The sequence below is a fragment of the Tepidimicrobium xylanilyticum genome (assembly GCF_900106765.1).
GTDB classification, from domain to species: domain Bacteria; phylum Bacillota; class Clostridia; order Tissierellales; family Tepidimicrobiaceae; genus Tepidimicrobium; species Tepidimicrobium xylanilyticum.
In genome coordinates this window covers 113,566-128,809 of the sequence record NZ_FNNG01000007.1, presented here as the reverse complement: position 1 = coordinate 128,809, position 15,244 = coordinate 113,566, and the positions used below count along the sequence as shown (strand labels likewise).

The 15,244-nt window shown below is 34.0% G+C and carries 14 protein-coding genes; 9 read left to right on the top strand and 5 right to left on the bottom strand.

The window, feature by feature from the left end:
* Nucleotides 1-284 precede the first annotated feature (284 nt).
* A complete protein-coding gene (locus BLV68_RS09105) occupies nucleotides 285-782 on the top strand; it encodes a hypothetical protein (RefSeq protein ID WP_093753057.1) in 498 nt (165 codons plus the stop codon).
* A gap of 31 nt (nucleotides 783-813) precedes the next feature.
* A complete protein-coding gene (locus tag BLV68_RS09100) occupies nucleotides 814-2,445 on the top strand; it encodes a carbon starvation CstA family protein (RefSeq protein WP_093753055.1) in 1,632 nt (543 codons plus the stop codon).
* A gap of 73 nt (nucleotides 2,446-2,518) precedes the next feature.
* Here BLV68_RS09100 and BLV68_RS09095 read toward each other — a convergent pair whose 3' ends face one another.
* Both BLV68_RS09095 and BLV68_RS09090 read right to left on the bottom strand, forming a co-directional pair.
* Entirely contained in the window at nucleotides 2,519-3,472 is a 954-nt protein-coding gene (locus BLV68_RS09095; protein WP_093753053.1) for a (4Fe-4S)-binding protein, read from the bottom strand.
* A 26-nt stretch (nucleotides 3,473-3,498) separates the two neighbouring features.
* On the bottom strand, nucleotides 3,499-5,124 hold the full coding sequence (locus BLV68_RS09090; protein WP_093753051.1) for an FAD-dependent oxidoreductase: 1,626 nt from the start codon (nucleotides 5,122-5,124) through the stop codon (nucleotides 3,499-3,501).
* Nucleotides 5,125-5,271: 147 nt separating this feature from the next.
* Between BLV68_RS09090 and BLV68_RS09085 the strand changes: the two genes are divergently transcribed.
* From BLV68_RS09085 to BLV68_RS09055, 7 genes are all read left to right on the top strand, one after another.
* The gene (locus tag BLV68_RS09085; RefSeq protein WP_093753049.1) at nucleotides 5,272-6,195 is read left to right on the top strand and encodes a LysR family transcriptional regulator; all 924 of its coding nucleotides are present in this window, start codon (nucleotides 5,272-5,274) and stop codon (nucleotides 6,193-6,195) included.
* A 155-nt stretch (nucleotides 6,196-6,350) separates the two neighbouring features.
* A complete protein-coding gene (locus BLV68_RS09080) occupies nucleotides 6,351-7,301 on the top strand; it encodes an ABC transporter substrate-binding protein (protein WP_159428664.1) in 951 nt (316 codons plus the stop codon).
* Nucleotides 7,249-8,301 carry a FecCD family ABC transporter permease gene (locus tag BLV68_RS09075; protein WP_200773713.1) on the top strand — a complete coding sequence of 351 codons (1,053 nt, stop codon included), beginning with the start codon at nucleotides 7,249-7,251 and terminating at the stop codon, nucleotides 8,299-8,301. Before BLV68_RS09080 ends, BLV68_RS09075 begins: the two co-directional genes overlap by 53 nt.
* Nucleotides 8,294-9,058 (top strand): ABC transporter ATP-binding protein, encoded by a 765-nt coding sequence (locus tag BLV68_RS09070; protein WP_093753043.1) that lies wholly within the window; start codon nucleotides 8,294-8,296, stop codon nucleotides 9,056-9,058. The genes BLV68_RS09075 and BLV68_RS09070 overlap by 8 nt, the downstream gene beginning before the upstream one ends.
* A gap of 237 nt (nucleotides 9,059-9,295) precedes the next feature.
* The gene (locus tag BLV68_RS09065) at nucleotides 9,296-9,865 is read left to right on the top strand and encodes a TetR/AcrR family transcriptional regulator (RefSeq protein ID WP_093753041.1); all 570 of its coding nucleotides are present in this window, start codon (nucleotides 9,296-9,298) and stop codon (nucleotides 9,863-9,865) included.
* A gap of 48 nt (nucleotides 9,866-9,913) precedes the next feature.
* A complete protein-coding gene (locus tag BLV68_RS09060) occupies nucleotides 9,914-10,417 on the top strand; it encodes a flavodoxin family protein (RefSeq protein ID WP_093753039.1) in 504 nt (167 codons plus the stop codon).
* Entirely contained in the window at nucleotides 10,414-11,052 is a 639-nt protein-coding gene (locus tag BLV68_RS09055) for a hypothetical protein (RefSeq protein WP_093753037.1), read from the top strand. Before BLV68_RS09060 ends, BLV68_RS09055 begins: the two co-directional genes overlap by 4 nt.
* A 277-nt stretch (nucleotides 11,053-11,329) precedes the next feature.
* Here BLV68_RS09055 and BLV68_RS09050 read toward each other — a convergent pair whose 3' ends face one another.
* From BLV68_RS09050 to BLV68_RS09040, 3 genes are all read right to left on the bottom strand, one after another.
* Nucleotides 11,330-12,136, bottom strand: a complete 807-nt coding sequence (locus BLV68_RS09050) for a DUF169 domain-containing protein (RefSeq protein ID WP_093753035.1) — start codon at nucleotides 12,134-12,136, stop codon at nucleotides 11,330-11,332.
* 170 nt (nucleotides 12,137-12,306) lie between these two features.
* The gene (locus BLV68_RS09045) at nucleotides 12,307-13,641 is read right to left on the bottom strand and encodes an MATE family efflux transporter (RefSeq protein ID WP_234949869.1); all 1,335 of its coding nucleotides are present in this window, start codon (nucleotides 13,639-13,641) and stop codon (nucleotides 12,307-12,309) included.
* A gap of 402 nt (nucleotides 13,642-14,043) precedes the next feature.
* Nucleotides 14,044-14,802, bottom strand: coding sequence for an SDR family oxidoreductase (locus BLV68_RS09040; RefSeq protein ID WP_093753031.1), 759 nt, complete (start codon nucleotides 14,800-14,802; stop codon nucleotides 14,044-14,046).
* Between the last annotated feature and the right edge of the window lie 442 nt (nucleotides 14,803-15,244).

The window sequence follows — 15,244 nt, the reverse complement described above, 5'->3', positions numbered from 1 at the left end:
GCAAATTTTATTCAAAATATTGAAAAAAGTAGTTTGCAATATAATGAAATTAACAAGAAGGCAACTAAAATTATAATTGTTATTATTACTTTTCCTAAATCCAATCAACCATATATTTTTACAAGAGTTATAAAATCGTAGCTCTAAGCCAACATCTTTTAAACTTTTCATAAACAATATATTTCGCATTCCACTGACAATTTCTTAACAAATTGCATTTAATGATAATTTAATAATAATTGCTGTCATATATTTAATTATATGACAGTTGTAAAGGAGTAAAAATGGAATATAAAGAATATCTGGATAATATCGAAAGGAAACTACAAAGCTACTTTGATATTGAAAGGAACTATAATTTAAATGGCTATCAATTGGATTTATATGCTAAATATCATTTTAGAAATGAAAGATATATATTATCAAAGAAATTTGTTGTATATGGCTATGAAAATAATGAGCACATATTTATTAAACATTTTGAAGAAATAGATGAAAAGTGCTTAAAAGAGTTTATAGATTTTTTGGTTAATTCCATTGATGATGTGGTTAAACCTGATGAAAATCATATGTCAAGTATTATTACAGGGGTATTAGTTGCAAAACATAAACCAAACACAGAAATTATTGATGCTATAAAGAAATTCAAATACCACAAGGGATTTGCTTTTGGCTTTAAAGGTTGGGTGGACATAAGATTGATTTTGGTTACTATAGACGATGAATATATAGTAACGAATAAAAAAGGGAAGGAGGTCAGGGAGGTTTATAGTATTCAGTAATTATTAATTAATATTTTAAGGAGGTGAGCTTATGAGTGCTTTGGTATTAATTCTAGCTAGCATAATTATATTTGTAATAGCTTATGCTACTTATGGTGCCTGGCTTGCTAAGAAATGGGGAGTAGATCCAACAATAAAAACTCCAGCCCATGAAATTAATGATGGAGTAGACTATGTTCCTACACATCCCGGTATTTTATTAGGTCACCACTTTGCATCAATAGCTGGTGCAGGACCAATTAATGGGCCTATTCAAGCGGCAATATTTGGCTGGGTTCCAGTATATCTGTGGATTATGATCGGCTGTATATTCTTTGGTGCACCACACGATATGGGGTCATTATTCGTTTCTATTAGGAATAGGGGTAAATCCATAGGAGAAGTAATAAAGGATACCATGGGGAATACAGGTAAAAAGTTATTTGCAATATTTGCATGGTTAACCTTATTATTAGTTATAGCAGCATTTGCAAATATTGTTGCAACTACATTTGCAAATACTCCACAGGCAGCTACATCTTCAATATTATTTATGATTCTAGCAATTCTATTTGGATATGCTGTGTATAGAAGGGGATTGGATATTAAGGTCGGAACTATAATTGGAGTTATTCTTTTATTCCTATCAATATGGCTAGGTACAGTATTCCCATTGGAATTAAGTGTCAATACTTGGATAGTTATTTTAGCAATTTATATATGGATTGCATCAACAGCACCTGTTTGGATATTGTTACAGCCTAGGGATTATCTAAATTCCTACTTATTATATGCAATGATTGCAGGAGCAGTGTTGGGTATTATTTTGTATAACCCGAGAATTCAACTTGATGCAGTTACAGCCTTTGCTATAACCTCAGCAAGTGGAGCTACCCAATACCTATTCCCAATGCTATTTGTAACAGTAGCCTGTGGTGCCATATCAGGATTCCATTCATTAGTAGGCTCTGGTACATCGTCAAAACAATTAGATAATGAAAAAGATGTAAGGCTTATAGGATATGGTTCAATGTTAATAGAAGGAGCATTAGCAGTTATAGCAATGATTACAGCTGCATACCTATCTCAAAGTGAGTTCTTACCAAAATTAAGTGAAATTGGGCCTACCAACGTCTTTGCAGAGGGTGTAGGAACATTCATGACCAAGTTTGGCATTCCTTTTCACATTGGAAAAACTTTCGTTGCATTAGCAGTATCAGCTTTTGCCCTTACAACCCTTGATACAGCAACAAGGCTTGCAAGATTTATTTTCCAAGAATACTTCGAGGACCCAGAAAAGGAACAACAATCCCCACTTACAAATATGTATGTTTCCACCACCATAACAGTTGCATTAAGTTGTTTACTTGCAGTTGCAGGCTGGAGTAAAATATGGCCAATATTTGGTTCTGCAAATCAGTTATTAGCAGCATTAGCATTAATGGCTGTAGCATTATGGCTGAAGAAATCTAAAAAGAGCTTTAGCATGTTGACTGTTCCAATGATATTCATGCTAATCGTAACCCTTACTGCTTTAGTATTCCTAATTAAGGCTAACTTCATAGGTACTAACTATATAATGGTAATATTCCCAGTACTATTATTCATACTTGCCATAGTACTGGCTGTACAAGGATATAGGATATTGTTCACGAGGGATGAAAGTAAGATAGCTGAAAAATAAATGAAAAGATTTAAGGAAGGACGGGTAAGATATTTTCCCGTCCTTCTGCTGTGATTTTACATATATCTATGGATTAACAGGTTGCCCCTCCAACTAGATGGAGTTTTGCATCTAAAATTTCCTGTTTTCTTTCCAATATTTCATCTGATAATAGCTGGGCTTCAATATTTTCAAAGCCTATCCTTTCTATGGTATCTGCTAAACGCTCTCCTGTAATTCCTTGTTCTCTGTATATTAGTATCATTTTTTCTATAGTGGTCATAACTTCCTCTTCATCTTCAAATAATTTGCTTATAGCTATACCCTTATTAACTTTTTTACCCCATCTTCCACCAATGGTAATCTTGAATTTAGCTTTTCCCTCTTCAATGGCATCGAAATGACATTTACCTATACAGCGTCCACAGTTATTGCATATTTCTTTATCGATGTTTAATTTACCGTCCACAACTTTAGCTGCATCCATTGGACAGAATTCTTCTACAGGACATTTCTTACATCCATTACATAGTTCTTCATCAAAAATTGGTAGCATTTGGCCAATAATGCCTAGGTCGTTTAAATCAGGCTTAATACAATTATTTGGACATCCTCCTACACCTATTTTAAACTTATGGGGTAGTTTAACATCGGAATAGCCATTATAAAATCTCTCATGGATTTCTTCCGATAGAGCATATCCATCCAGCAATCCATATTGGCAAGTGGTTGCCTTACAAGCTACTATTGGCCTCACCTTTGAGCCGGTGCCCCCTGTTTCAAGGCCTTCCTTAGCTATATAGGCTCTAAAGTCTTCTATCTTATCGTACGGAATGCCAGGAACTTCTATAGTTAGTCTAGTAGTAAATAGAACATCTCCATTTCCGAATTTTTCTGCAGCTTCTGCTACACATTTTAGTTGGGTAGCTGTTATTTTCCCGTTAACTGTAATTATTCTACCATTAAAATTATCCGTCCCTTTATTTCTTAAAAAGCCTAAGGCTTTAACCGCCTTTTCTTGTTCTGGTGTAACCTTTAAAGTAGTCATATTTCATCCTCCTATTTTCAAATTATTTATAATGATACTTTATTGAAGCTAGTACCGCCTTCAAGAACCAATGTATTCGTATATCCAAAACCCTTTAATCGTTTTTGCAACATATAGGCTCTTTTTCCCTTAGTACAGACTAATAGCAGTTCTTCATCCTTATCAAAGTCAGGCAGTTCTCCGTCAACCTTTGATAAGTCCACAAAGGTTGCTCCAGCTATACTTGGACTTAAGGATGCATCAATTACTTTGTAGCTTTTAGCTTTACCTTCTAAATATTCCCTAGGTGTAATGGATTGGATTTCTCCATTGATTTTATTCAATAATATATTTACGGTATGGGAAAAAGGATGGATAGCTGTTGAGAATGGTGGTGCATATGCTAAGTCTAAATCCTTAATATTATCTAGGCTAGCACCTAGAGATATGGCCATAACCGCTATGTCTACCATCTTATCCACAGCACCCTCACCAAGAACCTGCAATCCCAATAGTTTTTTTGTATTTCTATCAGCAACCATTTTAAGGATAAAATTGGAGGCTCCAGGATAGTAATGGGCCTTATCATCAACAACAGCTGTAACGCTTACTACATCATAGCCTTCTATGATAGCAGCCTCTTCCGTTAAACCAGTTTTTCCAACATTTAATCCAGGAAGCTTAACCACAGATGTTCCAAGAACACCCTTATAGCTTAAGTCTTTACCATTAAGGTTTTGGGCCAATATTCTTCCTTCAATATTTGCAGAAGACCCCATTGGCGAATAGGTTTCTTTTCCTGTTAACTTATTCTTAACCATGGCACAGTCTCCAAGGGCGTATATGTCCTTGATATTGGTTTCCATATGCTCATTTACAATGATGGCTTTATTTCTTGCTAGTTGGATACCTGTATCGGCTAAAAAGCCAGTATTAGGCCTTATGCCTACTGAAATAATAACTGCATCTGCCTTCATGGTATTTCTACTGGTTTTCACCTTTTCAACCCTTTCATCTCCAAGGATTGCTTCTAATTTAGTTTCTGTAAAGGTAATAATTCCATGGTCAGATAAATGGTTCTCCACATAGCTTGCTATTTCCGGCTCAAAGCCAGGTAGAATTTGATGGGCCATGTCAATTACAGAAACCCTAACTCCTTGAGCCACCAAGTTTTCAGCCACTTCTAAGCCTATAAAACCTCCACCTACTACTAGGGCACGCTTAATTTTACCAGCTTCTATGGCTTCCCTTAAACTTATAGCATCTTCTGGAGTCCTCATAAAGTAAACGCCTTCTAGCTCTGTTCCTTCAATTGGAGGTTTAATAGGATCGGCTCCAGTAGCTATGACAAGCTTATCGTATGTATAGCTATTGCTTTCATTATTTTTTAAGTCAATAGCTTCTACTTCCTTTTTATCTGGGTCTACCCTTGTTACTTCAACTTGGGTTAAAACTTCTACACCTGTCAACTTGGAAAAGCTTTCAGGAGTATTCACTATTAAGTCTTGACGATTTTCGATTACATTTCCCACATAATAGGGTAGGCCACAGCCTGCATAGGAAATATTCTTCTCTTTTGTAAGTATAGTTACATTGATATCGTAATTATCCCTTTTTAGCTTTGCAGCTACCTTAGTACCAGCAGCTACACCACCTATTATCAATACATTCATGATGCCACTCTCCTTGCTAATTGATTAACGATCATCTTATCAACAATATAACACTTGTTTGGAAGCTGGTAAAATGATAAAATCTAATCATGTTTATAGGTAAAACCTATTAACAATAAATCGGAGTTTAATATTAGGAGGGTAAAAGTGACCATTAGGCATTTAAGGATTTTTTTAGAAGTAGTAAAAAATAAGAGCATGAATGCAGCAGCAGCTAAACTCTATATTTCCCAACCTACAGTAAGTCAAGCTATTAGGGAATTAGAAGAGCATTACGGAGTCCTATTATTTGAGCGCTTAAATAGGAGGTTATATATTACCGATGCAGGGAGAAGGCTCTTTACCTATGCTAAAAGCCTAGTAAAACAATTTGATGACTTAGAGGAAAAGATGTTCAATCTAAGTAAAAAAGAAAAAATAAGAATAGGGGCAACCATAACTGTAGGTGAGGCCATATTAAGTGATGTAATAAATAGATTTAACAAAAAAGAGCCCAATATAGAGGTATATTCCTATATGAATAATACTCGGCTTATTGAGAATAAGCTTTTAAAGTCTGAAATAGATATTGGAATAGTAGAAGGGCAAATAAAGAGTTCCGATTTAATTTCCATTCCAGAAGTTAATGACTATCTGGTCCTCATCTGCAGCACTAAACATCCCTTTGCAAGGAAGAAGACCATTAAATTAGAAGAACTTGCAAATGAAAACTTTGCTATGAGGGAAAAGGGAAGCGGAACAAGAGAGTTATTTGAAAGATATATGGCTGAAAATGGGTTAGATATAAAAATTGCCTTTGAGGGCAATAGCCCAGAGGCTATAAAAAAAGAAGTAATAAACAATAACTATTTAGCAGTAATCTCCATCTGTTTAGTAGAGGAGGAAGTAAAGAACTCCCAAATTCATATTATCGAATGTGCAGAGGGAGCTTGGGATAGATATTTCAGCATAGTGTATCATAAGGACAAGGTGTTAACTAAGGGAATGGAAAGTTTAATAGAAATTATAAGGGATTATAAAAATAAATCCACTCGTATAAAAACTGACTCGGAAAGTAGATTAATAAAATGAAGGCTTCCTATGGAAGTCTTTTTTACTTATATAGGTAAAACCTATAATTGTGATTATATTATTATATTTTAAATTAGATTTATAAAATGATACCATACAATGTAGAATGATTAACGTGCTGTAAATAATATGGACCACAATTAGGAGGTATGAAATTGATAAGAAAAGCTCTAATATTATTAGCATTGTTAATTCTTGCATTAACTGGATGTAGTAACAAAAGTGCCAATATAGATAGTAAAAATCAAGAAGCATATTATACCTTTATAGATTCCCTTGACAATTTAGTTATATTAGAAAAGAAACCGGAAAGGGTTGTATCTTTAGTAGGTTCTTATGCAGAGACATGGATGTTGGCTGGAGGGGAAATAATAGGAGCAACTGATGATGTGGTTAAAGAAAATCGATTTGAGGTATCGGATGAAATTAGTATTGTAGGTACTGTAAAGGACCCCAGTGTAGAGGAAATATTGTCCTTATCCCCAGATTTTGTAATACTATCCCCAGATATAGAAAATCAATTAAAGATGTCTGAAATACTCAATGATGCCAACATAGCTCATGCCTATTTTAAGGTAGAGTATTTTGAGGATTATTTAAATATGTTGTATATTTGTACGGATATTACAGAGAAGAAGGACTTATATGAGGAAAATGGACTGAAGGTTAAGGAAGAAATAGATGACATATTATCTAAAGTGGAGGACAAAGCCCAAGAAAAGCCCGCTGTATTGTTTGTCCGTGCCTTTTCCAGTGGAGCAAAGGCTAAAAAGGATGACAATTTGACTTGTAAGATGTTAGAAGATTTAGGAACTGTAAACATTGCTAATAAGCATCCATCTTTACTAGAAGAATTGAGTATGGAAGAGATAATCGAGGAAGACCCAGATTATATATTTGTTACCACTATGGGGAACACTGAAAAAGCCCTTGAAGCCTTAAAAAATGGAATTGAAAAAAATCCAGCTTGGAATAACTTAACTGCTGTCAAAAATGACAGATATATAATACTACCTAAGGAATTGTTCCACTACAAACCAAATGCAAAATGGGGTGAAAGCTATAGATACCTTGCAGAAATTATCTACCCAGAAATTTTTAATTAAGAATACTAAAAGCTATAACTTTTTTGTTATAGCTTTATTAGCTATTCTATTGCTATTCTTAATAGCATTGAGTATAAGCATTGGATCATCCAGCATACCATTGTCGAAAGTATATTCTGTTCTATTCAAAGGAGATGAAATTACAAAGGAATTTCAGATTATACACTATGTTAGGATACCCAGAACCTTAGCAGCCATATTGACTGGCTGTGCTTTATCCTTATCGGGGCTAATATTACAAACGGTTCTTAATAATGCCCTGGCAGGGCCAAGTATTATAGGAGTCAATTCAGGGGCAGGCTTGTTTACCACCCTGATTATGGCCTTATTTCCTTATTATATAGCTTTAATACCTTTAGCAGCTTTTGTTGGGGCCCTTATAGCCACACTATTGGTCTACTCTATAGCAAAGAAAACTGGAGCATCAAGGGTTACAATAGTACTGTCTGGTGTAGCAGTATCAAGCTTTATTGGAGCTATTACCGATACCATTTTAACCCTCTGGCCAGATACTGCCATAGGTAGGACCAGCTTTTTAATTGGTGGACTAGCTGGTGTTACCATGGATGGTATTAAATTACCCGGAGTGCTTATATTTATATCCTTTATATTAACTTTTATACTTAGCTACGATATGAACATTTTATCCTTAGGGGATGAAACGGCTAAATCCTTAGGATTAAAGGTTTCCAGCTATCGCTTTATATTTATCCTGCTTTCATCTTTACTTTCAGGTAGTGCAATAAGCTTTGCTGGATTACTAGGCTTTGTAGGACTAATTGTTCCTCATGCAGCTAGATTTATTATAGGATATGATAATAGGCTACTTGTTCCTGTTTCAGCCTTGCTAGGCAGCTTATTTACCCTATTTTGTGATATATTGGCTCGGACCTTATTTGCTCCCTACGAAGTTTCCGTTGGGATTATCATGTCATTTTTGGGAGGACCCTTCTTCATATATCTATTGTTTAAGCGAAAGAGGAGGCTTATAGATGATTAAATTAAAGGATATTACTGCTGGATATAATGGGATTGAGGTAATAAAAAATATCAACATATCCTTTGAGAAAGGAAGTATTACTAGCATAATTGGAAAGAATGGCTGTGGTAAGACTACTTTACTAAAAACAGCATCTAAGTTACTTAAGCCCTTCTCTGGTGATATTATACTCAATGGCGAAAGTATCTATAATATTCCTGAAAAGAAGTTAGCAAGAAAGGTATCTTTCCTTCCCCAAATGAGGAATGCCCCTAACATATCCGTTTATAACCTGGTTATGCACGGCCGATTTCCCTATTTAGGTTTTCCTAGAATTCCTCAAGCTGAAGACAGGGCCATGGTTGAAAGGGCTATGAAGAAGTTGGGAATTAAAAAATACAAAGATAAAAAGCTTAGGGAATTATCAGGAGGAGAGCGGCAGAAAGTATATATTGGAATGGTCCTTGCCCAGGATACGGATTATATATTTTTAGATGAACCAACCACCTATTTGGATATAAACCACCAGCTGGAGATACTGGATATTATAAAAGAGTTGAAGAGAATGGGAAAGGCAGTAATCATGGTCATTCACGATTTAAACAGTGCCCTTAGCATTTCAGATAAAGTCTGTTTAATGGATAGGGGAGAAATAGTAATATTTGATTCTCCTAAGGCTGTATATAGTAGTAAAGAAATAGAGCGAGTATTCCAAGTTAAGTGCGAGGAAGTAAATATGGATAAAAAGGGCCAAAGCCAATATATTTTTTCTATTTAAGACAGTAGATTTAGTCTACTGTTTTTAAATTTTTTGCCTTGTATTTATTTCCTCAGACCAACAAAAGATGGTTAAATTACAATGATGAATTTAACATATTTATAATTTTTCAAAATGTTTGGAAAAGATAAAACAATTATTGACAGAAGTTTTTGCTAGTGATAAAATAACATATGTTACATAACGTATGTTATTTAAAAATGTTCATTTTATAAACACTGCTTTTAGGAGGATAGTATGGCAAGAAAAACTGTTTTTACAGGGGAAGAAATCCTTGAAGCTGCTTTCAATATATTTAAAAATAAAGGCATAGATAGTGTTACTGCCAGGAATGTAGCATCCCATATGGGATGTTCCACTGCACCTATCTATGCAAACTTTAAGAATATGGACGAGTTAAAACAGAAGGTGTTGGAGAATGCATTTGACATATTGAGAGTATATACAGAAAAGGAATACACGGAAAACAAGTTTTTAAATATAGGAGTTGGCCTTCTTTGCTTTGCAAGGGATTATACCATGATTTATAAGACTCTTTTTATGGAAAACAGCAAATACAAATCCCTTTTTGAAAGCTTTGAAGATAGGAATATAAAATTGATGAAGATGGAGGAAACTTTGAAAGATTTTGATGATATGGAATTAAAGCAGATTCTTAATAAAATGCATATCTTTACCCATGGGCTTTCTGCTTTTCTTTGTGCTGGTATCCTTGAAGATAAAACTAATGAATATTTTATCGAAATCCTTATGGAAATGGGGCAAGATGTTATCATATCAAGATTGTGGAAGAAGGGGAAGCTTTAAAAAATTGTGGTTAATGAGGGGTTATTATGTATAAAAGAGGTGATGAAAATGAGATTAGTTATACATGATTTAGAAACAGAGGATTTTCAAAAGTTATTTCCTGATTTATTAAGTGACACAATGGTTATTTCAGATGATGGAACAATACATCATTGCATAGGGTGCTTTGGTTGTTGGGTAAAGACACCTGCAGCCTGTGTAATCCGGGATAAGTATGGAGATATGGGAGAGTATTTATCAAAATGTAAAGATGTAATTATTATTAGTAAATGCTGTTATGGTGGATTTAGTCCATTTGTAAAAAATGTATTAGACCGAAGTATTTCCTACATCCATCCTTATTTTGTAATAAGGAATGGAGAAATGCATCATAGAAGACGATATGATAATATCTTTAACTTGCAGGTATGGTTTTATGGGGAAAGCATTACAGAAGATGAAAAACAAACTGCTTTAAGATTGGTAAAAGCAAATGCTATAAACTTAGATTGTAATGTATATAGAGTTATATTTGTTGATAATATCACCGAAATGGAGGGAAAAATATTATGAAAATTGCCCTTATAAACGGAAGCTCCAAAGTTAAAGATAGCGCTTCAGCTTGTCTCCTCTATGAGCTGAGGAGCTTTCTAGACCATGATGATATTTCAATTTCTGAATATCACTTTAGAAAACCGCAATTGGATGGAGAAGAAATGGAGACACTGGCAGAAAATAATGTTCTAGTGTTTGCTTTTCCCATATATGTAGATGGCATCCCATCCCATATGTTGAATTGTCTTATTCAGTTAGAAGGCTTTTTTTCAACTATAAAAGAAAAGAATATTATTGTCTATTCTATTATAAACTGCGGATTTTATGAAGGTCATCAGAATGCTTTGGCAATTGAAATGATGAAGAATTGGTGCAAAAAAGCAGGACTGGGGTGGGGACAGGGTATCGGAGTTGGTGCAGGTGGTATGATTACAGCAGTAAAAAATGTACCAATTGGTCATGGACCTAAGAAAAATTTAGGGCTAGCCTTTGAAAAACTTGCAAGAAACATATTAAAAGGTTCATCAGGGGAAGATCTATTCATTACACCAAACTTCCCAAGAATTCTATATAAACTGGCTGCAGAAATAGGATGGCGAAAGACAGTTAAATTAAATGGGTTAAAGAGGAAAGATTTGTTCTTGAAAAAGTAGGTTTATTAGGACAAATAATTGAAGGAAATTATAGAGCAGACTATGAACATACATCAAACTAAGATTCCTACAAGGTCATAGCAACTCAAGATATAGAAATAGCAGGAAAGTTTGATAATATGCGGAGAATAAAGGGTGGAACCATTGACTAGACAGAATAGATAATTAACATAAGTATAAAAAATCAAGTGGTGTAAATACCACTTGATTTTATTCCTGTAATAGTTTATTGCTAAGTAATGGGAGTATATAGTGTTATATATTCTATTGTATAATGCTATTCTTTAATCTCGATTTTCCCCCCAGAATAAGATCCATCATCATAATTTTCATTGAATCTTATAACGCTAGCATCTAATCCGCGTTCTTTTAATCTCTCTACAATACCTTCCTTCATATTATTTCTTTCAAATGGGTTAGCTGTTTCTTTAACGCCTTCTACAACCTCATACCATTTTTCGAAAGGAATGCCAATTCCTATTTCATTAATTTTCCAGTTTGCAACTAAGCGAGTTCCAGGACATAATAACGTAATATTGATATCCTTAGTATTATATGGATAGGTAGTCAAGTCCTGACAAACTGCTTGAAGCCCACAAGTCCTTAAGTTAGATGTATAACCATTAAAGTAGGCATGTCCCTGTATCATTCGCATGATATTATATGGGCTGCTTACTACAATTACAACATGGGGTGCTTCTTCATAGTCATCAAGGGGCATAACTGCATATCCAACAGGTTCTTCTTTTAAGAATAACATGCTATCGCTAATGCTTTTTGATATTTCTATGTCGTGATAGATGTTTTTACTAAACCTTGCTTTACCACTTGCCATTGGTTCGGGTATTTCTCTCATCTTTAGAGCCATTGCTCCATTAGGACATGCTTGATTTTCTTTAGTTAGCTTCATAGATTTACCTTTACTTGCAAGTTGTACTGAGTTACAATAGGTTACTTTGCGATCTCTTTGAGGAACATCAAATTTTTTGAATTCGTCCTTATCGAAAAAAAATTTAACTCCTACTGGTTTACGGTCTAAATCTAAATACGATTCAATTATATCCACACTGAGTTTAATATCCATACTTTTCCTCCTTATCGAATCCATTAGCTATTTGACTACTCTTAATTATATCATTAAATATGATTAGGAATAATAGTATATCTTTATAGAAGCAACTTTATTATTGATAAAATTGATAGTCCAATCTCAGTATAGTATAAGCTATATGGGTTAAAGAAAAGTTAATTGATTTAGATTAGCTGTGAATCTTTATGTGGCATCATCCAGTTAGTTTTTTTATAGTAGATGATAAAAATTATCGAGCTAATAGTCCAAGTAAGAGGATATGCCCAATAAACAACCCTTATGTCTGCTATTATTTTAACCATTATGGTTATGTAGGATATCCTAATTAAACACCAGCTTATTAACATTACTAACATAGGGACATTAGTTTTACCAGCTCCACGGAGTATTCCAGAAATGCAATGGGAAAGTGCCAATAAAAAGTAAAAGAAGCTTATGGTTCTTGCTTGCATGACCCCATATCTTATAACTTCTGGGTCAGAACTAAAGAACCCTATTAGCTTAGGGGCAAATATCCATATAAAAATACCAATAATTTCTGCTAAAGATACTCCAACTATTATTCCAAAGCGAGCACCTTTTTTAGCTCGATCATATTTTTTAGCCCCAAGATTCTGTCCAATAAAGGTTGTAAGAGCTAAGCTAAAGCTAGTAATAGGCAAAAAAGAGAATCCTTCAAGTTTTGAATAACTGCCACTACCTGCCATAGCAACGGATCCAAAGCTATTAATATTTGTCTGAACTACTACATTAGCAAAAGAAATTACTGAATTTTGGATTCCCGTAGGAAAGCCAATTTTTATTAGGCTTTTGAGCATATTATAGTCAATTTTTATACTCTTTATGTATATCTTATAACAGCTATCAACCTTTGTCAGTTTTACAAATGCAAGAATTAGGCTAACAAATTGGGAAATTACTGTCGCAATAGCTGCACCTCCTATACCAAAATCGTATACAGCTACAAATAATAGGTCCAACACTACGTTTACAATTGAAGCTATTATCAGATAGTATAGTGGTCGTTTACTATCACCAATTGCCTGAAATATCCCCATACAGGCATTGTACATAACAATTCCTATTCCCCCAGCAAAATATAATCTCAGATATGTTACTGCATCTCTAAACACATCATTTGGAGTGCCCATTAATCTCAAAAACAATGGCGTAAATCCTACTCCAATGATTGTAATTATAATTCCAGCTATAAATCCAAAGGCAATAGTGGTGTGGACTGCAGTAGAAAGCTTTTTTTTGTCATCTGCACCAAAGTACTGAGAGATCAAAACTGATGATCCTATAAAGATTCCATTAATAAATCCTACGATTAAAAAAATAAGACTGCCTGTAGAACTTACTGCTGCAAGCGCTTCCTTACCAAGCACATTACCAACTACAAGGGAATCTACAACGTTATAAAGTTGCTGAAACAGCCTACCTAAAAAGATTGGGAATGCGAATAATATTATTTTTTTTGAAATTTTTCCTTCTGTCAAATTTTCTGTCCTCCTCAGTTAATTCCGTCTAATACCCCTTTTTAAAATCCCAGAGTAAAAGTAAAATATATCTTTAATAATATTTTAACATAAAAATCTGCAAAGCTGTGAATCTATTGGATAACAATATCGGATTAACATTTTGTTTTTTGGACCAAAACTCACTGATTTTCCATTATCATAGGCTTTTATTTTACCCTTGTTTAAGGTAAAATGTTAATATTTTTCTACTAACGTTTCTACTATTCCTTTTAGACAAATTCCATTGGTTTTACTTTACAGAATTAGTGCTTGATTGTAAAAGGGCGGGGATTAAATAGATGCAAAATTAAGGTTAAAAACAGTTAGGGCGGGATTTTCGTAATCCCGCCCCAACTATTGAAAAAGATTAGTTTTTTATCATTAAAAAGCAGTCCATCCTCCGTCAGCTACAATTGTTGCTCCATTTATAAACCGTGACTCATCAGAAGCTAAAAATACCATTATATTAGCAATATCTTCTGCTTCACCGGCTACTGGAAGGATTTGAAGACCTGTCATCAGTTTGTCTAATACTGCCTTATTTGGATTTCCTACAGAGTCTCCAATTTCAGTCTTTACACTACCTGGAGCTATGGCGTTGCATCTTATTCCTTTATCTTGGAACATATAGCCAATATGCTTAGTCATTCCTATCATTCCGTGCTTAGATGTAACATAGGCCATGCCTCCTCGGGCACCGTATAAGCCTCCTATAGAAGCTATATTTATGATATTACCAGATCCCTGATCAATCATATAATTTATTACACTTCTTATTAATTTCATTGGACCAGTTAAATTTACATCTAAGACCTTATTCCACATTTCATCCGTCATATTATCTGCAGAAAGATAATCATCTAATATACCTGCATTATTTACCAAAACGTCGATTCTTCCAAACTTCCCTATTGTTTTTTTCACTATTCTATTTATATCCTCATCAATTGATACATCTCCTGGTAAAGCATGAATCTGGCCACTTAGATTTTTAGAAGCCTCTACTAATTCCTCTAATTTTTCTTTTCTTCTAGCAATTGCTACGACTCTTGCTCCTTCTTCTGCAAATTTTAAAGCTCCTGCCCTTCCCATGCCAGAGCTTGCCCCTGTTAATATTACAACTTTATCCTTTAATTTCATTTTTTACCTCCTTTATTTGTAAATATTTATTTAAACTTTTCATTATAACTTTCTAAATATGTAAGATATTACTGGGGTTTATACAATATATTTCCATTAATAATAAAATACTATTCATTAAATACTTATCCGTGAGGAATAATGGATTTACCTTACTTTGTTATTTATTTAACATACCAATTATATTACAATATAGCGACTATTTCTATCCTATTTATTGATATATTTGTTAATTATCAATCCACATAATTGTCTATAATATATCTGCTTATCCTTCTATTGCTCTGTATAATTGTTTACTATTAAGCCTAATCAATTTGGACAATCAAACACTAATTTAGTAAAAACTAATAGTGGGTTGTTCAAATTGAGGAAAGAGATATCCAGAATAATTTAATACCTAATACCATTAACCGATGGTTTAGGTTAGGGGCTTAAAGAA

Coding starts and splice junctions, on each gene's coding strand:
- BLV68_RS09105 (WP_093753057.1), top strand. CDS start 285: ATGGAATATAAAGAATATCTGGATAATATCGAAAGGAAACTACAAAGC.
- BLV68_RS09100 (WP_093753055.1), top strand. CDS start 814: ATGAGTGCTTTGGTATTAATTCTAGCTAGCATAATTATATTTGTAATA.
- BLV68_RS09095 (WP_093753053.1), bottom strand. CDS start 3,472: ATGACTACTTTAAAGGTTACACCAGAACAAGAAAAGGCGGTTAAAGCC.
- BLV68_RS09090 (WP_093753051.1), bottom strand. CDS start 5,124: ATGAATGTATTGATAATAGGTGGTGTAGCTGCTGGTACTAAGGTAGCT.
- BLV68_RS09070 (WP_093753043.1), top strand. CDS start 8,294: ATGATTAAATTAAAGGATATTACTGCTGGATATAATGGGATTGAGGTA.
- BLV68_RS09065 (WP_093753041.1), top strand. CDS start 9,296: ATGGCAAGAAAAACTGTTTTTACAGGGGAAGAAATCCTTGAAGCTGCT.
- BLV68_RS09060 (WP_093753039.1), top strand. CDS start 9,914: ATGAGATTAGTTATACATGATTTAGAAACAGAGGATTTTCAAAAGTTA.
- BLV68_RS09055 (WP_093753037.1), top strand. CDS start 10,414: ATGAAAATTGCCCTTATAAACGGAAGCTCCAAAGTTAAAGATAGCGCT.
- BLV68_RS09050 (WP_093753035.1), bottom strand. CDS start 12,136: ATGGATATTAAACTCAGTGTGGATATAATTGAATCGTATTTAGATTTA.
- BLV68_RS09040 (WP_093753031.1), bottom strand. CDS start 14,802: ATGAAATTAAAGGATAAAGTTGTAATATTAACAGGGGCAAGCTCTGGC.